Raw genomic sequence first — 19,961 nt, forward strand, 5'->3', positions numbered from 1 at the left:
ATGCGTCATTACGAAATCATCTTTTTGGTCCACCCGGATCAAAGCGAGCAAGTCGGCGGCATGGTTGAGCGTTACACCAAGCTGATCGAAGAAGACGGCGGCAAAATCCACCGTCTGGAAGATTGGGGCCGTCGTCAACTGGCCTACGCAATCAACAATGTTCACAAGGCTCACTACGTGATGCTGAACGTTGAGTGCACTGGCAAGGCCCTGGCCGAGCTGGAAGACAACTTCCGCTACAACGATGCAGTGATCCGTAACCTGGTCATCCGTCGCGAAGAAGCCGTTACCGGCCAATCCGAGATGCTCAAGGCTGAAGAAAACCGCAGTGAGCGCCGTGAGCGTCGCGACCGTCCTGAGCACTCCGACGCTGAAGGCGTTGACAGTGATGACAGCGACAACAGCGATAACGCTGACGAGTAATCCACGGACCTTTTGAGGAGCCTATTACATGGCACGTTTCTTCCGTCGTCGTAAATTCTGCCGCTTCACCGCTGAAGACGTGAAAGAGATCGATTACAAAGATCTCAACACTCTGAAAGCTTACGTATCCGAGACCGGCAAAATCGTTCCAAGCCGCATCACCGGTACCAAAGCACGTTATCAGCGTCAGCTGGCCACCGCTATCAAGCGCGCCCGCTTCCTGGCCCTGCTGGCCTACACCGACAGCCACGGCCGCTGAGACCGGGCAGTCGACACGTAGCAAAGGATTGAATGCATGCGCGCCTTAGCTGAGTTCATCATGCGCGGCCGTATGCAGGCCACTCTGGTAGTGGCCGGATGCGCAACATTGCCGTTGTTGTATTGGTTGGGTGCTGCCGCTGGATGCCTTGTGCTCCTGCGGCGCGGATTGAAGGACGCCGTTGGCGTACTTGCTCTGGGACTGCTGCCGGCGTTGATCTGGTGGCTTTTCTTCGACGACCCACGGGCACTTCTGGTGCTGCTGGGGTCTTCGAGCCTTGCGTTGGTTTTGCGCGCAAGCGAGTCCTGGAACCGCGTGCTGCTGGTCAGCATAGCGATGGGATTGGTGTTTTCAGTGGTGCTGGGGGCGGCTTTTGCGCCCCAGATCGAGATGCTGGCGCAGGCTTTGATAAAAGTCATGCCGTCGCTACTCGGTGAGGTCTACCAGCAATTGTCGGTAGACGAGCAAGCGCGCTTTGCGTCCCTGATTGCACCGGTCCTGACTGGCCTGATTGCGGCGTTGTTGCAAATCGTCAGTGTGCTGAGCCTGATTGTCGGGCGCTACTGGCAGGCGTTGTTGTACAACCCGGGTGGTTTTGGTCGCGAGTTTCGCGCCATCCGAATCCCGCTGGGACCGGCGATGTTGCTGCTGGCGTTAATGCTTCTGGGGCCAAATCTTGGCCCGCAGATGGCCATGTTGACGCCGTTGTGCAGCGTACCGCTGGTGTTCGCCGGGCTGGCCCTGATTCACGGGCTGGTGGCGCAAAAGCGACTGGCCAAGTTCTGGCTGGTGGGGTTGTACGTCACGCTGTTGCTGTTCATGCAGCTGATCTATCCGTTGCTGGTGGTTCTGGCCATCGTCGACAGCCTGATTGATTTTCGCGGTCGTTCGGCACCGAAAGATGCCGATAGCGCGAACGGTGAAGGTTAAAAGTTAAGAGGATTTTCACATGCAACTGATCCTTCTGGAAAAAGTCACCAACCTGGGCAACCTGGGTGACAAAGTGAACGTTAAGGCTGGTTACGGTCGTAACTACCTGCTGCCATACGGCAAAGCTACCGCTGCGACCCCAGCCAACCTGGCTGCGTTCGAAGAGCGTCGCGCTGAGCTGGAAAAAGCCGCAGCAGACCGTAAAGCATCGGCTGAAAGCCGCGCCGCCCAACTGGCTGAGCTGGAAGTGACTATCACTGCCACCGCCGGTGACGAAGGCAAGCTGTTCGGTTCGATCGGCACCCACGACATCGCTGATGCACTGACCGCCTCTGGCGTTGAAGTTGCAAAAAGCGAAGTTCGTCTGCCGAACGGCACTATCCGCAACGTAGGCGAATTCGACGTAGCCGTGCACCTGCACGCCGAAGTTGAAGCCACCGTACGCGTTGTCGTGGTAGCAGCTTAAGCAGCACTTGTCGGCTGGCACCCTCGGGTGCTTGCCGGTAACATCGGGCACGATCCTGTTTACAGGTCGTGCCCTTTGTCTTTCTGCAGTTCCTGATTTTCACAACCTCTGCTTCTCCTGAATAAACCAAGTGGCCATGAACGATATCTCCGCTCCCGAGCAATACGATCTGCAAACCGCTGCCCTGAAGGTGCCGCCGCATTCCATCGAGGCCGAACAGGCCGTGCTCGGTGGGTTGATGCTGGACAACAACGCCTGGGAACGCGTGCTCGATCAAGTCTCCGACGGCGATTTCTATCGGCATGACCACCGCCTGATCTTCCGGGCCATCGCCAAACTGGCGGACCAGAACCAGCCAATCGACGTCGTGACCCTGGCCGAGCAATTGGACAAGGAAGGTCAGACGTCCCAGGTCGGCGGTCTCGGTTACCTTGGCGAACTGGCAAAAAACACGCCGTCCGTCGCCAACATCAAGGCCTATGCCCAGATCGTTCGCGAGCGGGCAACCCTGCGCCAGTTGATCGGCATCAGTACCGAAATCGCCGACAGCGCTTTCAACCCTGAAGGCCGCACCGCCGCCGAGATTCTCGACGAGGCCGAACGGCAGATCTTCCAGATTGCCGAGGCTCGTCCGAAAACCGGCGGCCCGGTCAGCGTCAACGACCTGCTGACCAAGGCCATCGACCGCATCGACACCTTGTTCAACACCGACAACTCGATCACCGGCCTGTCCACCGGTTACACCGACCTCGACGAGAAGACCAGTGGCCTGCAACCGGCCGACCTGATCATCGTCGCCGGCCGTCCGTCCATGGGTAAAACCACCTTTGCGATGAACCTGGTGGAAAACGCCGTGCTGCGCAGCGAGAAGGCTGTCCTGGTTTACTCCCTCGAGATGCCAGGCGAATCGCTGATCATGCGTATGCTGTCGTCCCTCGGTCGTATCGACCAGACCAAGGTCCGGGCCGGTCGCCTGGAAGACGACGACTGGCCACGCCTGACGTCGGCGGTCAACCTGCTCAATGATCGCAAGTTGTTCATCGACGACACGGCGGGTATCAGCCCCTCGGAAATGCGTGCCCGGACCCGTCGTCTGGTGCGTGAGCACGGTGAGATCGGTCTGATCATGATCGACTACCTGCAACTGATGCAGATCCCGGGGTCCAGTGGTGACAACCGGACCAACGAGATTTCCGAGATCTCCCGGTCCCTGAAAGCCCTGGCCAAGGAATTCAACTGCCCGGTGGTGGCACTGTCCCAGCTCAACCGTTCCCTGGAACAACGCCCGAACAAGCGCCCGGTGAACTCCGACTTGCGGGAATCGGGAGCGATCGAGCAGGACGCCGACGTGATCATGTTCGTTTACCGGGACGAGGTGTATCACCCGGAAACCGAACACAAAGGCATTGCCGAAATCATCATCGGCAAGCAGCGGAACGGCCCGATCGGCTTTATCCGCCTGGCCTTCATCGGCAAATACACCCGATTTGAAAACCTGGCGCCGGGTAGCTACAACTTCGACGACGATGAATAACCTGCGCGGGGACTTTGTGGCGAGGGAGCTTGCTCCCGCCGGGTTGCGTAGCAACCCCAAAACCTGAGTCATCCTGTTTCAGGTGCACCGTATTTGCATATGTTGCGACTGCTTCGCAGTCGAGCGGGAGCTAGCTCCCTCGCCACAGGGGTTGCGTATATCGCTCGCTGATTTCCGACCATAGCCGTCGGAATTGGTCAAAATTTGTGCTATATTCCGCGCCCGCGAAATTCAATGAAAGCCAACACCGGTTATCGACATGCAAGCAGCCAAGCCGTTATTTGACTATCCCAAGTACTGGGCCGAATGTTTCGGGCCAGCGCCATTCCTGCCCATGAGCAGGGAGGAGATGGATCAGCTCGGCTGGGATTCCTGCGACATCATCATCGTCACCGGTGATGCCTACGTCGACCATCCGTCGTTCGGCATGGCGATCATCGGCCGGCTGCTGGAGGCCCAGGGCTTCCGCGTCGGGATCATCGCGCAGCCGAACTGGCAGTCCAAAGACGACTTCATGAAGCTCGGCGAGCCGAACCTGTTTTTTCGGTGTCGCGGCCGGCAACATGGACTCGATGATCAACCGTTATACCGCCGACAAGAAAATCCGTTCCGACGACGCCTACACTCCCGGTGGCCTGGCAGGCAAACGTCCGGACCGCGCGAGCCTGGTTTACAGCCAGCGCTGCAAGGAAGCCTATAAGCACGTGCCGATTGTGCTCGGCGGCATCGAAGCCTCCCTGCGCCGCATCGCCCACTACGATTACTGGCAGGATCGGGTGCGTAACTCGATCCTGATCGACGCCTGCGCCGACATCCTGCTCTACGGCAACGCCGAGCGTGCGATCGTCGAAGTCGCCCAGCGCCTGTCCTACGGCCACAAGATCGAAGACATCACCGATGTGCGCGGCACCGCGTTCATCCGCCGTGATACGCCGCAAGGCTGGTACGAAGTCGATTCCACGCGCATCGACCGTCCGGGCAAGATCGACAAGATCATCAACCCGTACGTCAACACCCAGGACACCGCCGCCTGCGCCATCGAGCAGGAAAAGGGGCCGGTTGAAGACCCTGGCGAGGCTAAGGTCGTACAGATCCTGGCCAGCCCGAAAATGACTCGCGACAAGACCGTCATTCGTCTGCCGTCGGTTGAAAAAGTCCGTGGCGATGCGGTGCTTTACGCTCACGCCAACCGCGTGCTGCACCTGGAAACCAATCCGGGCAACGCCCGCGCTCTGGTGCAAAAGCACGGCGAGGTAGACGTCTGGTTCAACCCGCCGCCGATTCCGATGACCACCGAAGAAATGGACTACGTGTTCGGCATGCCTTACGCGCGCGTTCCGCACCCGGCGTACGGCAAGGAAAAGATCCCGGCCTACGAGATGATTCGTTTCTCGGTGAACATCATGCGTGGCTGCTTCGGCGGCTGCACCTTCTGCTCGATCACCGAGCACGAAGGCCGGATCATCCAGAACCGTTCCGAAGAGTCGATCATTCGCGAAATCGAAGAGATCCGCGACAAGGTTCCGGGTTTCACCGGCGTCATTTCCGACCTCGGCGGCCCGACCGCGAACATGTACCGCATCGCCTGCAAGACCCCGGAAATCGAATCCGCGTGCCGCAAGCCTTCATGCGTGTTCCCAGGCATTTGCCCGAACCTCAACACCGATCACTCGTCGCTGATCCAGCTCTATCGCAGCGCCCGGGCCTTGCCGGGCGTGAAGAAGATCCTGATCGCCTCCGGCCTGCGCTACGACCTCGCGGTCGAGTCGCCGGAGTACGTCAAGGAGCTGGTGACCCACCACGTCGGTGGTTACCTGAAGATCGCCCCGGAACACACCGAGGAAGGTCCGCTCAACCAGATGATGAAACCGGGCATCGGCAGCTATGACAAGTTCAAGCGCATGTTCGAGAAGTACACCAAGGAAGCCGGGAAAGAGCAGTACCTGATTCCGTACTTCATCGCCGCTCACCCGGGCACCACCGACGAAGACATGATGAATCTGGCCCTGTGGCTCAAGGGCAACGGTTTCCGTGCCGACCAGGTGCAGGCGTTCTACCCGTCGCCGATGGCCACCGCCACCGCGATGTACCACTCGGGCAAGAACCCGCTGCGCAAGGTCACTTACAAGAGCGACGGCGTGACTATCGTCAAGAGCGAAGAGCAGCGTCGCCTGCACAAAGCGTTCTTGCGTTATCACGACCCGAAAGGCTGGCCGATGCTGCGTGAAGCGCTGACCCGCATGGGCCGCGCCGACCTGATCGGGCCGGGCAAGAACCAGTTGATCCCGTTGCATCAGCCAGCGACCGACAGCTACCAGAGCGCCCGTCGCAAGAACTCGACGCCGGCTGGCAGCCACAAAGTGGCCAAGGAAACGACCACCAAGATCCTGACCCAGCACACCGGCCTGCCACCGCGTGCCAGCGATGGCGGTAACCCGTGGGACAAGCGTGAACAGGCCAAGGCGGCGGCATTCGCCCGCAACCAGCAGGCAGCCAAGGAGCGCAAGGACGCGGCTAAAGGCAAGGGGCCGAAGCCTGCGCGCAAGCCGGTCGTGCCGCGCTAAACGTCGCTTGAGCTGAACAGAACGCCAACCTCCGGGTTGGCGTTCTGCGTTTCAGGAACAACGAATCTCATTGTGGCGAGGGAGCTTGCTCCCGTTCGGCTGCAAAGCAGTCGTCAGCTTTTTAGGGCCGCTGCACGCCCCAGCGGGAGCAAGCTCCCTCACCACAGAGACCGCGTACATTCACGTCCTCGCCACATTTGCGTGCAACTGCGCCAAACCAATTTTCCGCATCGCCCGATTTTGGTGCTGTACTGCCTCAAGCAATTGGAGAAAGCGCCAACGCCGCTGGCTGGCATAAGTCTTGCGCGCTTTCCTATAAGTTTAAGGCTCGCAGGAGGCACGCCGTGTCGATTCATGTCGCATTGCATCACGTCACGCATTACCGCTACGACCGCGCCGTCGAGCTCGGTCCGCAGATCGTTCGCCTGCGCCCGGCTGCCCACAGCCGCACGCGGATACTGTCCTATGCGCTGAAAGTCTCGCCCGAGCAGCATTTCATCAACTGGCAACAAGACCCTCAGGGCAATTACCTGGCGCGGTTGGTGTTCCCGGAGAAAACCGATGAACTGAGGATCGAGGTCGACCTGCTGGCCGAGATGGCAGTCTTCAATCCCTTCGACTTCTTCCTCGAGCCCTACGCCGAGAAGATCCCTTTCGCCTATGCAGCGGATGAGCGCAAAGAGCTGGCGCCGTACCTGGAAACCTTGCCGCTGACGCCGACATTCAAGGCCTATCTGGACGGCATCGACCGCACGCCGCTGCCCAGCGTGGATTTCCTCGTCGCGATCAACCAGCGCCTGAGCGAAGACATCGGTTACCTGATTCGTATGGAGCCGGGCGTACAGACCCCGGAATACACCCTCGAACAGGCCTCCGGCTCTTGCCGCGACTCGGCGTGGCTACTGGTGCAATTGCTGCGCAACCTCGGCCTGGCGGCGCGATTCGTCTCCGGTTATCTGATCCAGCTGACCGCCGACGTCAAAAGCCTCGACGGTCCCTCGGGCACCGAAGTGGATTTCACTGACCTGCATGCCTGGTGCGAAGTCTATTTGCCCGGTGCAGGCTGGATCGGCCTGGACGCGACCTCGGGGTTGTTTGCCGGTGAAGGACACATTCCGTTGGCGTGCAGTCCCGACCCATCCTCTGCGGCACCGATCAGTGGTTTGGTGGAACCGTGCGAGTGCGAATTCACCCACGAAATGTCGGTCGAGCGGATTTGGGAAGCGCCGAGGGTTACCAAACCCTACACCGAAGACCAATGGCTGGCGATTCAGGCATTGGGCCGGCAGATCGATGCTGATTTGCTCGAAGGTGACGTGCGCCTGACCATGGGCGGCGAGCCGACGTTCGTTTCCATTGATGACCCGGACGGCGCCGAGTGGAACACCGCCGCGCTCGGGCCAGACAAGCGTCGGCTGTCAGCCGAACTGTTCCAGCGCATGCGCAAGCATTACGCGCCCAAGGGCCTGGTACATTTCGGTCAAGGCAAGTGGTACCCCGGCGAGCAACTGCCGCGCTGGTCGCTGAACTGCTATTGGCGCCGCGATGGCGTGCCGATCTGGCATAACAGCGCGCTGATTGCCGACGAGCGGGAAGACTACGGCGCCGATGGCGAACTGGCCGGGCGTTTCCTGGCGAGTGTCGCCGAACGCTTGAAAATTCCGACACGCTTCGTGTTCCCGGCCTACGAAGACAATTTCTATTACCTCTGGCGCGAAGGCGCTTTACCGCAAAACGTCAGTGCCGAAGACTCACGCCTGGAAGAACCTCTGGAGCGTGCGCGCCTGCGCAAAGTCTTCAGCCAAGGCCTGGACAAGGTCATCGGTCAGGTCCTGCCGCTGGCGCGTACTGCCAAGGGCGATCAATGGCAGAGCGGTCGCTGGTACCTGCGCGAGGAACACTGCCGGTTGGTGCCGGGGGATTCGCCACTGGGTTATCGTTTGCCGCTCGGTTCGCAGCCTTGGGTGAAAGCCGCGGAGTACCCGTTCATTCACCCCACGGACCCGAATCAGGATTTCCCGGAGCTGCCGGACACCGACCAGCTACGGAATCACGTTCAACCGAAAACGGCCGACGAACGTGTGCCCGAGATCGACCAGTCCGCCGACTGGCTGACCCGCACCGCGTTCTGCGCCGAAGCACGTGAAGGTCGGTTGTACCTGTTCATGCCGCCACTGGAGCGGGTCGAGGACTACCTGGAACTGGTCGCCGCCATCGAAGCCACCGCCGAGGAACTGCATTGCCCGGTATTGCTGGAAGGCTATGAACCGCCGAGCGATCCGCGTCTGAGCAACTTTCGCATTACCCCGGATCCGGGCGTGATCGAGGTCAACGTCCAGCCGTCCGCTACCTGGGACGAGTTGGTGGAACGTACCGAGTTTCTTTACGAAGAGGCGCGCCAGACCCGGCTGACCACCGAGAAATTCATGATCGACGGCCGGCACACCGGCACCGGCGGCGGTAACCATTTCGTCCTGGGGGGCGCGACCCCGGCTGACTCACCGTTTCTGCGCCGTCCCGACCTGCTGCGCAGCCTGATCAGCTACTGGCATAACCACCCGTCCTTGTCCTACCTGTTTTCCGGGCTGTTCATCGGCCCGACATCCCAGGCACCGCGGGTGGACGAAGCGCGCAACGATTCGCTGTATGAACTGGAAATCGCCTTCGCCCAGATGCCGGAGCCGGGCGAAGAATGCCCACCATGGCTGGTGGATCGCTTGTTGCGCAATTTGCTGATCGACGTGACCGGCAACACCCACCGCGCCGAGTTCTGCATCGACAAACTCTATTCACCGGATGGCGCCACCGGACGCCTTGGCTTGCTGGAACTGCGAGCCTTTGAAATGCCGCCCCATGCGCGCATGAGCCTGGCTCAGCAGTTGTTGTTGCGGGCGCTGGTGGCGCGGTTCTGGCGCGAGCCTTATGCACCGCCGAAACTGGCGCGCTGGGGCACCGAACTGCACGACCGGTTCTTGCTGCCGCACTTTATCGAGCAGGATTTCGCCGATGTAATCGTCGACCTGAATGCCGCCGGTTATCCGGTGCAGGCAGAGTGGTTCGCGGCGCATCTGGAGTTCCGTTTTCCCAAGGTCGGCGACTACGCCGTCAGCGGTATCGAACTGGAATTGCGTCAGGCGCTGGAGCCCTGGCATGTGTTGGGCGAAGAGGGCAGCGCGGGCGGTACGGTGCGTTATGTGGATTCGTCCCTGGAACGTTTGCAGGTCAAGCTGACGGGGTTGCCGCCGCAACGTTATCTGCTGACCTGCAATGGCATCCCGGTGCCGTTGCAACCTACCGGTCGGGTCGGCGAGTTCGTCGCCGGTGTACGTTTCCGTGCCTGGCAACCGTACAACTGTCTGCAACCGACTATCCCGGTCCACGCACCGCTGGTGTTCGACTTGCTCGACACCTGGATGGGGCGTTCGCTGGGTGGTTGTCAGTACCACGTCGCCCATCCGGGCGGGCGCAACTACGACAGCCTGCCGGTGAACGCCAATGAAGCCGAGAGCCGGCGGATGGCGCGTTTCTTCCGCATCGGACACACGCCTGGGAAACTTCCTGTACCGAAACTGGAAATCAACGACGAGCTGCCGATGACACTCGATTTGCGACGCTTTTAAACCGTACGCGACGCTCGGATTTTTCGTCTATCCGGGCGTCATGAGCCTGCGTTAGTCTGACCGTTCTTTGCTGTCTGACGAGCTTTCCATGCCTGACCTGCTTGACTGCTACCCGTTGACTGCGGGCACCTATCACGAACTGCTCGACAACAGCGGCGCCGTGCGCCCGCACTGGCGGCGGCTGTTCGATCAATTGCAACGCAGCACGCCAGCGCAACTGGTGCAGCGTCAGGCGCTGCTGACCCGACAGATTCAGGAAAACGGCGTGACCTACAACGTCTACGCCGACCCCAAGGGCGCTGATCGGCCATGGGAGCTGGATTTGTTGCCTCATGTGATTGCAGCCGATGAGTGGCAGCAGCTTTCGGCCGGGATCGCTCAACGGGCGCGTTTGCTCAATGCTGTGCTGGCGGACCTGTACGGTCCTCAACGCTTGATCGCCGAAGGCCTGCTGCCGGCTGAACTGGTGTTCGGTCATAACAACTTCCTCTGGCCTTGCCAGGGCATCGCACCGCCCGACGGGGCCTTTCTGCATCTGTATGCCGTGGATTTGGCGCGCACGCCTGACGGTCGCTGGTGGGTGACCGCCGACCGGACTCAAGCACCCTCCGGTGCCGGTTACGCCCTGGAAAATCGCACCATCGTGTCCCGGGCCTTCCCCGAGTTGTATCGCGACTTGAAGGTGCGGCACCTGGCCGGGTTCTTCCGCACACTTCAGGAAACACTCGCCCGGCAGGCGCCGAGCGACGATGAAGCGCCGCTGGTGGTCCTGCTGACACCGGGGCGTTTCAACGAAAGCTATTTCGAGCACTTGTACCTGGCTCGTCAGCTCGGTTATCCACTGGTGGAGGGCGGTGATCTGACCGTGCGCGATGCCACGGTCTATCTGAAAACCTTGAGCGGGTTGCGCCGGGTTCACGCGATCATGCGTCGGCTCGACGATGATTTCTGCGACCCGCTGGAGCTGCGCACCGACTCGGCCCTTGGCGTGCCGGGGCTGCTCGAAGCGGTGCGTCAGGGCCGGGTGCTGGTGGCCAACGCCCTCGGCAGCGGTGTGCTGGAGTCGCCGGGTTTGCTGGGCTTCCTGCCGAAAATCAATCAATTCCTGTTCGGTGAAGAGTTGATCCTGCCGTCCATCGCAACTTGGTGGTGCGGCGAAGCGCCGGTGCTGGCCCAGGCCCTGGAAAAACTGCCGGAACTGTTGATCAAGCCGGCGTTTCCGTCGCAGAGCTTTGCACCGGTGTTTGGGCGTGATTTGAGTGAAAAACAGCGCCAGGCTCTGGCTGAGCGCATGCAGGCACGGCCTTATGCCTATGTTGCGCAAGAATTGGCGCAACTGTCCCAGGCGCCGATCTGGCAGGCCGAAGGCGGACAGTTGCAACCGCGAGCCATCGGCATGCGCGTGTATGCGGTGGCCAGTCGGGAGGGTTATCGAGTGCTGCCCGGTGGCCTGACCCGGGTTGCCGCCGAGGCCGATGCCGAAGCGGTGTCGATGCAACGCGGTGGCGCGAGCAAAGACACCTGGGTGTTGGGCGATCGCCCACCCAGCGGCGAACAATGGAAAGCCCAGCGCAACATTGGCGTTCACGATCTGGTACGTCGTGATCCGTATCTGCCATCGCGGGTGGTCGAGAACCTGTTCTGGTTCGGCCGTTATTGCGAGCGCTGCGATGACAGCGCGCGGCTGCTGCGGGTCATGCTCGCGCGCTATGTCGATGGCGATGACCCGCAAGCCCTGGAGGCGGCGGTCGATCTCGGTGAACGCCTGAATCTGTTGCCGGAGGAGGGTGAGTTGCCGGAACGATTGCTGGCGGCGCTGCTCGGCGATGATTGGCCGTTCAGCCTGCGTTCCAATCTACAGCGTTTGCAGTGGGCGGCGTCGCAAGTACGCGGCAAGCTCTCGCGAGAGAACTGGCAAGCGCTGGTGGAGTTGCAGCGCGAGGCCATGGAGCTGGAAACCGAAGAGCCGGATTTCGGCGAGTTGCTGGACTTCCTCAACCGGTTGGTAATGTCGCTGGCGGCGCTGTCCGGCTTTGCCCTCGACGACATGACACGGGACGAAGGCTGGCGTTTCCTGATGATCGGTCGGCGGATCGAACGGCTGCAATTTCTCAGCGGCAGTCTGGCGGCGTTTTTGCGCGGTGCCGGGGCTTTCGATCAGGCCGGGCTGGAATGGCTGCTGGAACTGGGTAACAGCAGCATCACCTACCGTTCGCGATACTTGGCGGTGGCGCAATTGATCCCGGTGCTCGACCTGTTGCTGCTCGACGAGCAGAACCCGCACGCGGTGCTGTTCCAGTTGAAACTGGTGACCCGTACGTTGAAGCGCTTGAACGACGACTTCGGCGCGCCGCGCGAAACAGGTCTGCTGCAGTTGGTGGAGCGGTTGGCGCACTTCGATCTGGGCTGTCTGGAGAACTCGCTGTTCGGCGAGGCCAGTGTTCACGCCGCCATAGAGGGGTTGGCGGATCTGCTGCAAGAGATCGCCGATGCCAGCGGACAGGTGTCGGATCGCCTGGCCTTGCGCCATTTCGCCCATGTCGATGATGTCAGCCAGCGCACGGTGTCCGTCTGATGAGTGCCCATTACCAGATTTTCCACGACACCCATTATCACTACGACAGCCCGGTGTCCCTGGCCCAGCAACTGGCGCATCTGTGGCCGCGCGCCTGTGCCTGGCAGCGCTGCACCGAACAGCAGTTGCAGATCAGTCCCCAGCCGACTTCACGCCGGGATGAGCTGGATGTGTTCGGCAATCCGCTGACCCGGTTGGCGTTCGAGCGCCCCCACGATGAATTGCTGGTCAACGCTCGGCTCACCGTCGAAGTGCTGGAACGGCCGTCGCTGGACTTCAATCAATCGCCGGCCTGGGAAGCGACCTGCAACGCGCTGACCTACAGCGGTCAGCCACTCTCGCCTGCGTTGCTGGAAGCCTGCCGTTACCGCTTCGAATCGCCCTACGTGCATTTGAAACGCAGTTTCGTCGAGTTCTCCGAAAGTTGCTTTCCTGCTGGCCGGCCATTGCTGCTGGGTGTTCAAGCGTTGATGGAGAAGATCTTCAGCGAGTTCACCTTCGACGCCGAGGCGACCCAAGTGGCGACGCCGTTGGTGGAAGTGCTGGAGAGGCGTCGTGGGGTTTGCCAGGACTTCGCGCATTTGATGCTCGCGTGCCTGCGCTCCCGTGGGTTGGCGGCGCGGTATATCAGCGGCTATCTGCTGACACAGCCCCCACCGGGCCAGCCGCGGCTGATCGGCGCCGATGCGTCGCATGCGTGGGTGTCGGTGTTTTGCCCGGTGCTGGGTTGGGTGGATTTTGACCCGACCAACAATGTGCAACCGGCGCTGGAGCACATCACCCTGGCATGGGGCCGAGACTTTTCCGATGTGTCGCCGTTGCGCGGGGTGATTCTGGGCGGTGGCAGCCATGATCCCGAAGTTCGGGTGACAGTGATGCCATTGGAATAGCGCAGACCCCATGCGGGAATGTGTTTTTTGGAGGAGGGTTTCAAATTGGCCTGTGAGGGCCAGCAACATCGTTGCTGACCCTGGACACAGATCCGGTGGGCCTGATCAGATCATCGGGCCCTGAGGGTCTCAGGCGTCGGGCGCCTGATCTTTCGGTGCTTCAACATCATCTTCTGCCGCCACTTCACCTTCTGCATCCGGGTTCAGTGCTGCTGCTTCTTCTTCAGCTGTAGCTTTCTTGCGCTGAAGCTTTTCCTCTTTCTTCTGCTCCTTGGCCAAGTCTCTCTGACGTTTGGCGAAGGAATAATTAGGTTTAGCCATGGGCGATCCTCTGGGGTCGAAGGTGAGGTTGAGCGGCGCATATTCTGCCCTGTATCGGCACCGAGCCGTTAGCTGGGTTTTTGCTCGGTCCATTTTGGCGGTACCGAGGGTTGCCAGGCGTCCAGTGCATCGAGCAGGGTTTGCGGTGATTCGCTCATTTGCAGCATGTCACGGTGCTGCCCGCGAACGAAGCCTTCGCCGACGATATGATCGAGAAAAGACGTCAACTTGCTGTAGAAACCGTTCACTTCCAGCAAACCCAGCGGTTTGCCGTGATAACCGAGCTGGCCCCAGGTCCAGACTTCGAACAGCTCTTCCAGCGTGCCCAGACCGCCGGGCAGGGCAATGAAGGCATCGCTGAGCTCGGCCATTCGCGCCTTGCGCGCATGCATGCCGTCGACCACTTCCAGGCGGGTCAGGCCACTGTGGCCGATCTCCTTGTCCTTGAGGCTCTGCGGAATGATCCCGATCACTTCGCCGCCGGCCGCCAGTGCGGCATCTGCCACAATTCCCATCAGCCCGACGGCGCCCCCGCCATAGACCAGGGTCAGCTTGCGCTCGGCCAATGCTCGCCCCAGGGCGACAGCCGCCTCACGATAAGCCGGATTGGTGCCGGTGCTGGCACCGCAAAATACACAAACGGACGTTAAAGACATGCCTTGCTCCATGGTCAATCAGGACCACAGAGTAAAGGCAGGCTCGCATCGTTCCAAGGGTTAAACCGCGCGTTCAGGTGTTTCGTAAGTGCCACTGGCGCCACAGGCGTAGGCGGCCAACAAACTGCTCAACAAGCTGCTGAAAGACATGACAGGCGCTCCAGGTGAGTAATGATGGCCCTGATGATAGGGCCGTCCCAGACGTCTGGCTGGTAGATTGTTTCGATGGGGGTCATAGCCCGAAAGTTGTATACAATTTTTGATTCAGGTCATAGGAACTTGCGAAGATTTCAGGCAGTCTTCTGTCCATTCGCACTTTTGTTAACCCTGCCTTGGAGATTCACCATGTTTGCCAAACTTGTTGCGGTATCCCTGCTGACACTGGCCAGCAGCCAATTGATGGCTGCCGAGTGCAAAACGACCATCGACTCCACCGATCAGATGTCCTTCAACACCAAGGCCATTGAAATCGACAAAAGCTGCAAGACCTTCACCGTTGAACTGACCCACTCCGGCAGCCTGCCGAAAAACGTCATGGGCCATAACCTGGTGATCAGCAAAGAGGCTGACATGCAGCCGATCGCCACCGACGGCCTGTCGGCTGGCATCGACAAGAATTACCTGAAAGAAGGTGATACCCGTGTCATCGCTCACACCAAAGTCATCGGCGCTGGCGAAAAGGACTCTCTGACCATCGATGTGTCGAAGCTCAATGCAGCCGAAAAATACGGCTTCTTCTGCTCGTTCCCGGGCCACATCTCGATGATGAAAGGCACGGTTACACTGAAGTAATCGATTCAAACGCATAAAAAAAGCGTCCACCCGGGACGCTTTTTTTGTGCTCATTTCTACAGGGGACAGAATCAAGGCGCGAACGGCATCACACGCTTGTGATGTGTTTTCTTGTACGTATCACAAATGATCTTGAACGCTTCCTCGCGCACCGGTTCGCCGTGCAGGAAGGCGTCGATCTCGGCGTAGGTCACGCCGTGGGATGCTTCGTCCGGTTTGCCCGGCGACAGGTCTTCGAGGTCGGCGGTCGGGATTTTCTCCACCAGCGACTCTGGCGCGCCGAAGCTGCGGGCAATCGCCCGGACCTGGTTTTTCACCAGGCCGCTCAGCGGTGCGAGGTCGCAGGCGCCGTCACCGAACTTGGTGAAGAAACCCATCACGGCTTCTGCCGCGTGGTCGGTGCCGATCACCAGGCCATGAGCCGCACCGGCGATGGTGTATTGCGCGACCATGCGCATCCGCGCCTTGGTATTGCCCAATACGAAATCCACCCAGACGGCCTCTTTGCCTTCGAAGGCTGCCACTTCGCCGGCCAGGGATTTGACTGCGGGGCCGATGTTCACCGTGTGGCGTTCGTCCGGGGCGATGAAGTCCACCGAGGCCTGGGCATCGTGTTCATCGAACTGCGTCTGGTACGGCAGGCGCACGGCGATGAACTTGTAGCTGTTATCACCGGTACGCTCACGCAGTTCACGGATGGCGCGTTGGGCCAGTAGGCCGGCGGTCAGGGAATCGACGCCGCCGCTGATACCGAGCACCAGGGTCTTGAGCCCGGAATTGACCAGGCAATCCTGAATGAAGGTGATTCGCCGGGCGACTTCAGCCTCAAGGGCGAGTTGATCCACGAACGGCGGTTGGACCTTGAGCTGTTCAGCAATCTCACGCTGTACGGCTTGCATGAATTCACTCCTTGCTTGATGTACTGGAAAGGGTGGCAGGTACTTGGAAAACGTGTCGCAAATAGGCGACGAAATTCGGGTCTTTGCAGTGAGTCTTGCCAGGCTCATCAGAAATCTTGGCCACCGGTTGGCCGTTGCATGCAGTCATTTTAAGCACGATGCTCATCGGTTCGACACCCGGAATATCGCAGGTCAGGTTAGTGCCGATGCCGAAACTGACATTGATCCGACCACGTAACGCCCGAAAAATCTCCAGAGACTTGGGCAACGTCAGGCTGTCGGAAAACACCAGGGTCTTGCTCATCGGGTCGATGCCCAGCTTGTGGTAGTGGGCGATGGCCTTTTCCGCCCAGAGCACCGGGTCACCGGAGTCGTGACGCAAGCCGTCGAAGAGCTTGGCAAAGAACAGGTCGAAATCGCCGAGAAACGCATCGGAAGTGATGCAGTCGGTCAGGGCGATCCCCAGCAGGCCACGGTACTCTCGGACCCAGCAGTCGAGGGCGGCGATCTGGCTGTCGATCAACCGCGGACCGAGTTGCTGGTGGGCCATGATCCATTCGTGGGCCATGGTGCCCAGCGGCTTCATATCCAGCTCGCGGGACAGGTGCACGTTGCTGGTGCCGACGAAACGACCAGGGAAGTCGTGCTTGAGCACGTTTACCACTTCTTCCTGCACGCGATACGAGAAGCGCCGGCGAGTGCCGAAATCGGCTACCTGCAACTCGGACAATTCATCGGTGCTGGCGTTGGCGGTCAACCAGTCGAACTTGCGATAGAGCTGCTCACGGGCCTGTTCCAGGACGATTTCCCGGTAGCGATAGCGGTTGCGCACTTCGCTGACCATGGCCAGCAACGGCACTTCGAACAGAATCACGTGCAGCCACGGCCCGCGCAGGCGGATGAACAACTCGCCGTTTTCAATGCCGGTGTGGATATAGCGCAGATTGAAACGAAACAGCCCGAGAAAACGCAGGAAGTCCGGTTTCAGGAAGCTGATGCGCTCCAGGAAGCTCAACTGATCGGCGCTCAGGCTCAACTCGGCCAGGCGCTCGATCTGGAAACGGATCTCCGCCAGGTACGGGCGCAGATCCTCGCTGTTACGGCAACGAAACTCCCATTCGACTTCCACGTTAGGGTAGTTGTGCAGCACCGCCTGCATCATCGTCAGTTTGTAGAAGTCGGTGTCGAGCAGGTTCTGCACGATGCGATCGGCAAACACACTCTCGCTCATAACGGGGTCTCCAGGCGGGTCGCGGCCCGTGGCAGCGACGTTGCAGCTGTTTCAATGAATGGGGCTAGTGGCGCATATCAGCGGTGAGGATTGCCAGCAATTTTTTAGACGCTAGAGATCTCTGTGGCGAGGGAGCAAGCTCCCTCGCCACAGATATTGTTCTTGACCACAGATTTTTGTGAGTCTTCAAATCTGTGAGGCATCCGGATTGTTTATCCGCTCCAGCATCCACTTCACAAAATCCCGCACCTTGGGCACTTCCGCCGAGTGCTCCGGATACGCCAGGTAATAGGCGTCGGTGCTGGGCATTGCATGCTGCCAGGGAATGACCAACTTGCCGTCGGCCAATTCCTCTTCCACCAGAAACTTCGGTAGCAACGCTACACCACAGCCGACTTGGGCGGCGCGGATGCACATATAGAACGTTTCGAAACGCGGGCCGTGGTAGCTGTGTTCGGTGTGGTAGCCCTGGCTGTCGAACCAATCGTGCCAGGCCTGGGGCCGGGAAGCGTTTTGCAGCAGGACCAGGTCGGTAAGCTGCGTAGGATCGGTGAACGGCGTGTCCGGCAGACTGCCCGGTGCGCACACAGGAACAAGCTCTTCGCCAAACAGCTTCAGGCATTCGGTGCCGGGCCGTGAGCCCTGGCCGAAGTAGAACGCCAGGTCGCTGCGACCTTGCAGCAGGTCGTCGGCTTCCTGTTCGCTGCACAGGTCCAGATGAATTGACGGATGACGCAGGCGCCAGCCTTTCAAGCGTGGCACCAGCCAGCGCGCGCCGAAGGTCGGAGGCGTGGAGACGCGCAAGACTTCGGTGTCTCCGCCGTAGGAACGCAGGTAATGGGTCGACATTTCGACTTGGGTGAGGATTTTTCGTACCTCCACCAAATACAAATCGCCAGCGGGGGTCATTTGCAGGCGTCGGCGCACCCGGCGGAACAACAGGTGCTGCAACAACTCTTCGAGTTGCGCGACCTGTTTGCTCACGGCGCTCTGGGTCAGGTTCAGCTCTTCGGCGGCGCGGGTGAAGCTCAAATGCCGGGTCACGGCCTCGAAACACTGCAGCGCAGTGATCGACGGCAAGTAGCGTTTATTCAGCATCGGTTCTCCTTGTTCTTGTCTCTCTACGTGGCACGCGTGTTACCGGCAGATTCGCAGCATGAATAAACGGAATGATATCTCGCTTAATCGTCGTTTGTTGGAGAACCTCGGGAGCGCTAAAACTACAGGTCAGATCAGTCGAATTAATCCGGCTGCACGTTTTCTGTTTCTGCTCGAGGAGTGACCCATGGTTGCCGCATTGCTTGATCGTCTTGGTGTGAACCCGGCCCTGTACCAGAACGGCAAAGTGCCGGTGCATTCGCCCATCGACGGTAGTCGGATTGCCGCCGTGAACTGGGAAGGCGCCGCTGAAGTCGAGCAGCACATCAGTCGCGCAGATCATGCGTTCGAATTGTGGCGCAAGGTGCCGGCGCCGCGCCGTGGCGAACTGGTTCGTCAATTGGGCGACATCCTGCGCGAGTACAAGGCCGATCTCGGTGAGCTGGTTTCCTGGGAAGCCGGCAAGATCACTCAGGAAGGCCTGGGTGAAGTTCAGGAAATGATCGACATCTGCGACTTCGCGGTCGGTCTGTCCCGTCAGTTGTACGGTTTGACCATCGCCTCCGAGCGCCCTGGCCACCACATGCGCGAAACCTGGCACCCGCTGGGCATCGTCGGCGTGATCAGCGCGTTCAACTTCCCGGTCGCCGTCTGGGCCTGGAACGCGACGCTGGCGCTGGTCTGCGGCAACCCGGTGATCTGGAAGCCGTCGGAGAAAACCCCGCTGACCGCGTTGGCCTGTCAGGCGCTGTTCGACCGTGTCCTGAAGAACTTCAGCGACGCCCCGCCGCACCTGAGCCAAGTGATCATCGGCGGCCGCGATGCAGGCGAAGCCCTGGTCGATGACCCGCGTGTCGCGCTGATCAGCGCTACCGGCAGCACCCGCATGGGCCGCGAAGTGGCGCCGAAAATCGCCGCACGTTTCGCCCGTAGCATTCTGGAACTGGGCGGTAATAACGCGATGATCCTCGGCCCAAGCGCCGATCTGGACATGGCCGTACGGGCGATTCTGTTTAGCGCCGTCGGCACTGCCGGTCAGCGTTGCACCACCTTGCGTCGCCTGATTGCCCACGAATCGGTGAAAGAAGAAATCGTCACCCGCCTGAAAGCCGCTTACTCCAAGGTGCGCATCGGCCATCCACTGGAAGGCAACCTGATCGGGCCGCTGATCGACAAACACAGCTTCGACAACATGCAGGACGCGCTGGAGCAAGCCTTGAGCGAAGGCGGCCGGGTGTTTGGCGGCCAGCGTCAGCTGGAAGACAAATTCCCCAACGCTTACTACGTTTCACCAGCCATCGTCGAAATGCCGGAACAAAGCGATGTGGTGCGCGACGAAACCTTCGCGCCAATTCTGTACGTGATCGGTTACACCGATTTCGAAGAGGCATTGCGCCTGAACAACGCCGTGCCACAAGGCCTGTCGTCGTGCATCTTCACCACCGACGTGCGTGAAGCCGAGCGGTTCATGTCGGCGGTGGGCAGCGATTGCGGCATTGCCAACGTCAACATCGGCCCGAGCGGCGCGGAAATCGGCGGCGCGTTCGGCGGCGAGAAGGAAACGGGCGGCGGTCGTGAGTCGGGCTCCGATGCATGGCGCGGGTACATGCGCCGCCAGACCAACACCGTGAACTATTCGCTGGAATTGCCGTTGGCTCAGGGGATTACGTTCGATTAAGCAGCAAGCTACAAGCTGTTGATCG

Annotated in this window: 15 protein-coding genes and 1 pseudogene; 11 read left to right on the forward strand and 5 right to left on the reverse strand. The window is 60.1% G+C overall.

All coding sequences use genetic code 11. From position 1 onward, the window contains the following. From rpsF to LOY28_RS02645, 9 genes and pseudogenes are all read left to right on the forward strand, one after another. Positions 1–423: a 30S ribosomal protein S6 gene (gene rpsF / locus LOY28_RS02605; RefSeq protein WP_007939579.1), complete on the forward strand. Its 423-nt coding sequence runs from the start codon at positions 1–3 to the stop codon at positions 421–423. A gap of 28 nt (positions 424–451) precedes the next feature. Further along, the gene (gene rpsR / locus LOY28_RS02610) at positions 452–682 is read left to right on the forward strand and encodes a 30S ribosomal protein S18 (protein ID WP_002551829.1); all 231 of its coding nucleotides are present in this window, start codon (positions 452–454) and stop codon (positions 680–682) included. A 36-nt stretch (positions 683–718) separates the two neighbouring features. Continuing rightward, positions 719–1,612 carry a hypothetical protein gene (locus tag LOY28_RS02615; RefSeq protein WP_019582207.1) on the forward strand — a complete coding sequence of 298 codons (894 nt, stop codon included), beginning with the start codon at positions 719–721 and terminating at the stop codon, positions 1,610–1,612. 19 nt (positions 1,613–1,631) lie between these two features. Further along, a complete protein-coding gene (gene rplI, locus LOY28_RS02620) occupies positions 1,632–2,078 on the forward strand; it encodes a 50S ribosomal protein L9 (protein WP_007939577.1) in 447 nt (148 codons plus the stop codon). A 136-nt stretch (positions 2,079–2,214) separates the two neighbouring features. Further along, positions 2,215–3,612: a replicative DNA helicase gene (gene dnaB / locus LOY28_RS02625; protein WP_019650685.1), complete on the forward strand. Its 1,398-nt coding sequence runs from the start codon at positions 2,215–2,217 to the stop codon at positions 3,610–3,612. Between the two features lie 259 nt (positions 3,613–3,871). Beyond that, positions 3,872–6,176: pseudogene (locus tag LOY28_RS02630) on the forward strand (YgiQ family radical SAM protein). A 344-nt stretch (positions 6,177–6,520) separates the two neighbouring features. Then, positions 6,521–9,796 (forward strand): DUF2126 domain-containing protein, encoded by a 3,276-nt coding sequence (locus tag LOY28_RS02635; RefSeq protein ID WP_258613017.1) that lies wholly within the window; start codon positions 6,521–6,523, stop codon positions 9,794–9,796. Between the two features lie 88 nt (positions 9,797–9,884). Then, positions 9,885–12,371: a circularly permuted type 2 ATP-grasp protein gene (locus tag LOY28_RS02640; protein ID WP_064616026.1), complete on the forward strand. Its 2,487-nt coding sequence runs from the start codon at positions 9,885–9,887 to the stop codon at positions 12,369–12,371. After that, positions 12,371–13,261 (forward strand): transglutaminase family protein, encoded by an 891-nt coding sequence (locus LOY28_RS02645; RefSeq protein WP_019582213.1) that lies wholly within the window; start codon positions 12,371–12,373, stop codon positions 13,259–13,261. The genes LOY28_RS02640 and LOY28_RS02645 overlap by 1 nt, the downstream gene beginning before the upstream one ends. A gap of 129 nt (positions 13,262–13,390) precedes the next feature. Here the strand turns inward: LOY28_RS02645 and LOY28_RS02650 are convergent, their stop codons facing one another. Further along, a complete protein-coding gene (locus tag LOY28_RS02650) occupies positions 13,391–13,582 on the reverse strand; it encodes a hypothetical protein (RefSeq protein ID WP_018928487.1) in 192 nt (63 codons plus the stop codon). Between the two features lie 68 nt (positions 13,583–13,650). Then, on the reverse strand, positions 13,651–14,238 hold the full coding sequence (locus LOY28_RS02655; protein ID WP_018928486.1) for a TIGR00730 family Rossman fold protein: 588 nt from the start codon (positions 14,236–14,238) through the stop codon (positions 13,651–13,653). Between the two features lie 345 nt (positions 14,239–14,583). Here LOY28_RS02655 and azu point away from each other — a divergent pair, with 345 nt between their 5' ends. Next, the gene (azu, locus tag LOY28_RS02660; RefSeq protein WP_064616027.1) at positions 14,584–15,030 is read left to right on the forward strand and encodes an azurin; all 447 of its coding nucleotides are present in this window, start codon (positions 14,584–14,586) and stop codon (positions 15,028–15,030) included. Positions 15,031–15,101: 71 nt separating this feature from the next. Here the strand turns inward: azu and nadE are convergent, their stop codons facing one another. From nadE to LOY28_RS02675, 3 genes are all read right to left on the reverse strand, one after another. Then, positions 15,102–15,929, reverse strand: coding sequence for an ammonia-dependent NAD(+) synthetase (gene nadE, locus LOY28_RS02665; RefSeq protein WP_018928484.1), 828 nt, complete (start codon positions 15,927–15,929; stop codon positions 15,102–15,104). A 4-nt stretch (positions 15,930–15,933) separates the two neighbouring features. Further along, complete coding sequence (gene pncB, locus LOY28_RS02670; RefSeq protein WP_019650677.1) at positions 15,934–17,160, reverse strand: nicotinate phosphoribosyltransferase; 1,227 nt, start codon at positions 17,158–17,160, stop codon at positions 15,934–15,936. A gap of 186 nt (positions 17,161–17,346) precedes the next feature. After that, positions 17,347–18,258 carry a LysR family transcriptional regulator gene (locus LOY28_RS02675; protein WP_111455418.1) on the reverse strand — a complete coding sequence of 304 codons (912 nt, stop codon included), beginning with the start codon at positions 18,256–18,258 and terminating at the stop codon, positions 17,347–17,349. A 187-nt stretch (positions 18,259–18,445) separates the two neighbouring features. Between LOY28_RS02675 and LOY28_RS02680 the strand changes: the two genes are divergently transcribed. Continuing rightward, positions 18,446–19,936 carry an aldehyde dehydrogenase family protein gene (locus tag LOY28_RS02680; RefSeq protein ID WP_018928481.1) on the forward strand — a complete coding sequence of 497 codons (1,491 nt, stop codon included), beginning with the start codon at positions 18,446–18,448 and terminating at the stop codon, positions 19,934–19,936. The last annotated feature ends 25 nt before the right edge of the window (positions 19,937–19,961 follow it).

The sequence above is a fragment of the Pseudomonas sp. B21-017 genome, assembly GCF_024749245.1.
Classification (GTDB): domain Bacteria; phylum Pseudomonadota; class Gammaproteobacteria; order Pseudomonadales; family Pseudomonadaceae; genus Aquipseudomonas.